This window comes from Bradyrhizobium sp., assembly GCF_019244115.1.
GTDB lineage: Bacteria > Pseudomonadota > Alphaproteobacteria > Rhizobiales > Xanthobacteraceae > Bradyrhizobium.
Window position 1 is genome coordinate 1 of the sequence record NZ_JAFATE010000449.1, and the last position, 2,917, is coordinate 2,917.

Sequence of the window (2,917 nt, forward strand, 5' to 3'; positions counted from 1 at the left end):
TGAAGTCGGCCACCCGCGCAGGGGTGGCAAGCGCTCGACCGCTGGGCGGTGTTCGGGGCTCTGCTTGTCGTGGGAACGACAAGCGGGGGGACCGATGCCAGCCAAGAGAGTGTCGATGCGTCGTGTACGAGAGATCCTGCGCCTCAAGCACGAGGCTGGGGCAACCGACCGGGTGATCGCCCGCTCGCTGGGGATTGCCCGCAGCACGGTCGGGCTGACCCTGGAGCGGGTTGCCGCCGCGGGTCTACGCTGGCCGCTGCCGGCGACGCTGACCGACCGCGTGCTCGAGGCGATGCTGTATTCGAGCCGTGGCAGCCGGCCCGCTGCGCGGCGCAAGGCCGAGCCCGATTGGCCCTACATCCATCACGAGCTGCGCCGGCCTGGCGTCACCTTGATGCTGTTGTGGGAAGAATATCGGCAGCGTGAGCCTGGCGGCTACGGATACAGCCGCTGGTGCGATCTCTACCGCGCCTGGGAAAGCCGACTGTCGCCGACGATGCGGCAGAGCCATCCCGCCGGCGAGCGCATGTTTGTCGATTACGCCGGCCAGACCGTCGACGTGATTGATGGGGCGACCGGAGAGACGCGGGCCGCGCAGGTCTTTGTCGCCACAATGGGCGCCTCCAACTACACCTACGCCGAGGCGACCTGGACACAGTCGCTGCCCGACTGGATCGGCGCGCATGTGCGCGCGCTCGCCTTTATGGGCGGCGTGCCGGCGCAGCTCGTCCCCGACAATCCGAAGGTCGGGGTCGATCGCGCCAACTGGTACGAGCCGGGGCTCAATCGCACTTATCTCGATCTGGCAACCCATTACGGCACGGCGATCCTGCCGACGCGCAGCAGAAAGCCGCGCGACAAGGCCAAGGTCGAAGTGGCCGTGCTGGTGGTCGAGCGCTGGATCTTGGCGCGGCTGCGCAATTGCCGCTTCTTTTCGCTGGCCGCGTTGAACCGGGCGATCGCCGAGCTGGTCGCCGATCTCAATGCGCGGCCGATGCGCCGGCTTGGCGTCAGCCGCCGCGATCTCTTCCGCGAGCTCGATTACCCGGCGCTGAAGAGCTTGCCGGCCGAGCTTTACGAATACGCCGAATGGCAGCCACGCCGGGTCGGGCGCGACTACCATGTCGATATCGACGGGCACTACTACTCGGTGCCGTACCGGCTGATCCGCGAGCGGCTCGACGCCCGCATCACCGAGCGCACGATCGAGCTGTTCTGCAAGGGCGAGCGCATCGCGGTCCATCTGCGCGGCGGCGGCCGCGGCCGGCACACGACAATCCCCGAGCATATGCCGAGTGCGCACCGGCGTTATGCCGACTGGACGATCGAGCGCATCCGCGCCGACGCGGCGGCGATCGGCCCCAACACGGCCAAATTGACAGGGCTGATCCTGGAGAGCCGGCCGCACCCCGAACAGGGCTACCGAGCATGTATCGGCATCCTGCGGCTGGCCCGGCATTACGGCGCCGACCGCCTGGAGGCGGCCTGCGACCGCGGTCTCGACATTGGCGCGCGCTCCTACGGCTCGATCCAATCGATCCTCAAGCACGGCCTCGACCGGCGCCCGCCGCCCGGACCGGCCGCCCAGGGCGAGCTGCTTCCCGACCATCCCAATATCCGCGGCCCCCGCTACTACCATTAACCGTGAGGAGATTGACATTGCTGACCCATCCGACAATCGACCAGCTCCACCAGTTGGGGCTTAAGGGCATGGCGCGGGCTTTCGCCGAACTCGAAGCAAACCCGACCAGCGCCGAGCTGTCGCATGCCGAATGGCTCGCGCTGCTGCTCGATCGCGAAGCCATCGAACGCTACGAACGGCGTTTGCGAGCCAGGCTGCGCTTTGCCCGGCTGCGCCACCAGGCGGTTGTCGAGGATGTCGATTACCGCGCTGCCCGCGGCCTCGACCGCGCCCTCTTCCAGGCACTGGTTGCCGGCCGTTGGATCGAGGAGGCGCAGAACCTGATCATCGAAGGGCCCGCCGGCGTCGGCAAAAGCTGGCTTGCCTGCGCCCTCGGTCAAAAGGCCTGCCGCGACAACCGCTCGGTGCTGTACCAGCGCATTCCGCGGATGTTCAGCGATCTCGCGCTCGCTCGCGGCGACGGCCGTTATCCCCGCCTGATGCGTGCGCTCGGCGGCGTCAAGCTATTGATCCTCGACGATTGGGGCCTCGAACCGCTCGGCCCCGAACAGCGCCACGACATGCTTGAAATCGTCGAAGACCGCTATGGTCGCGGCGCCACACTGATCACCAGCCAGATCCCGGTCGACAAATGGCATCAGCTGATCGGCCAACCGACCCTCGCTGACGCCATCCTCGATCGTCTCATCCACAACGCCCATCGCCTGCAACTCAGCGGCGACAGCTTGCGTAAGCAGCGCGCCGCCAAAACTGTCGCCGCTTGACCGCATGCAACCAGTTATGGAGAGATCAATCTCGTCCAGCGGGCGCTCCGCCACCCCGGCCGACATCAATCGGAATAGCCGGCCGACTTCAATTGGAATGGGTGGCCGACATCAATCGGAATGCCCGGCCGACATCATCGGAATATGCACCTTCACCGACTGGAAACACCGTTGGGATATGTTTCAGGTCTTTTGCTTGCTGGAATTATATTCTTATGGTTTTACGGATTTTCGCAAGTGGAGGTGATCCGCAGCATGGGTCGCTGGAATGCGGTATTGGACGTCAGTGTAGTGACAATTGACGTGCTGCTGGCTTACGCGGGCGGTGTCGCAATCTGGATAATCGCGGTCACCGCGTGGGAGTTTCATTATCTCGGGCGCACTGGAGAGCTGCAGATAAGGCCTTTTCATCCGGATAAGTGCGCGGGTTTGGCACCAATCGGACAGCTATTTTTCTCCTTCTCATTAATACTCGTTGTTATTGCACTGTTTTCGGCCGGGTGGCTCGTCT

General features: G+C 64.7%; 3 protein-coding genes. All 3 read left to right on the forward strand.

The window, feature by feature from the left end:
• Positions 1 to 94 precede the first annotated feature (94 nt).
• Complete coding sequence (gene istA, locus JOZ76_RS19755; RefSeq protein ID WP_291701031.1) at positions 95 to 1,642, forward strand: IS21 family transposase; 1,548 nt, start codon at positions 95 to 97, stop codon at positions 1,640 to 1,642.
• Positions 1,643 to 1,659: 17 nt separating this feature from the next.
• The gene (gene istB / locus JOZ76_RS19760; protein ID WP_291701032.1) at positions 1,660 to 2,406 is read left to right on the forward strand and encodes an IS21-like element helper ATPase IstB; all 747 of its coding nucleotides are present in this window, start codon (positions 1,660 to 1,662) and stop codon (positions 2,404 to 2,406) included.
• Between the two features lie 171 nt (positions 2,407 to 2,577).
• On the forward strand, positions 2,578 to 2,917 hold a 340-nt coding region (locus tag JOZ76_RS19765), incomplete at its 3' end, for a hypothetical protein (RefSeq protein WP_291701033.1).

Coding starts and splice junctions, on each gene's coding strand:
- istA (WP_291701031.1), top strand. CDS start 95: ATGCCAGCCAAGAGAGTGTCGATGCGTCGTGTACGAGAGATCCTGCGC.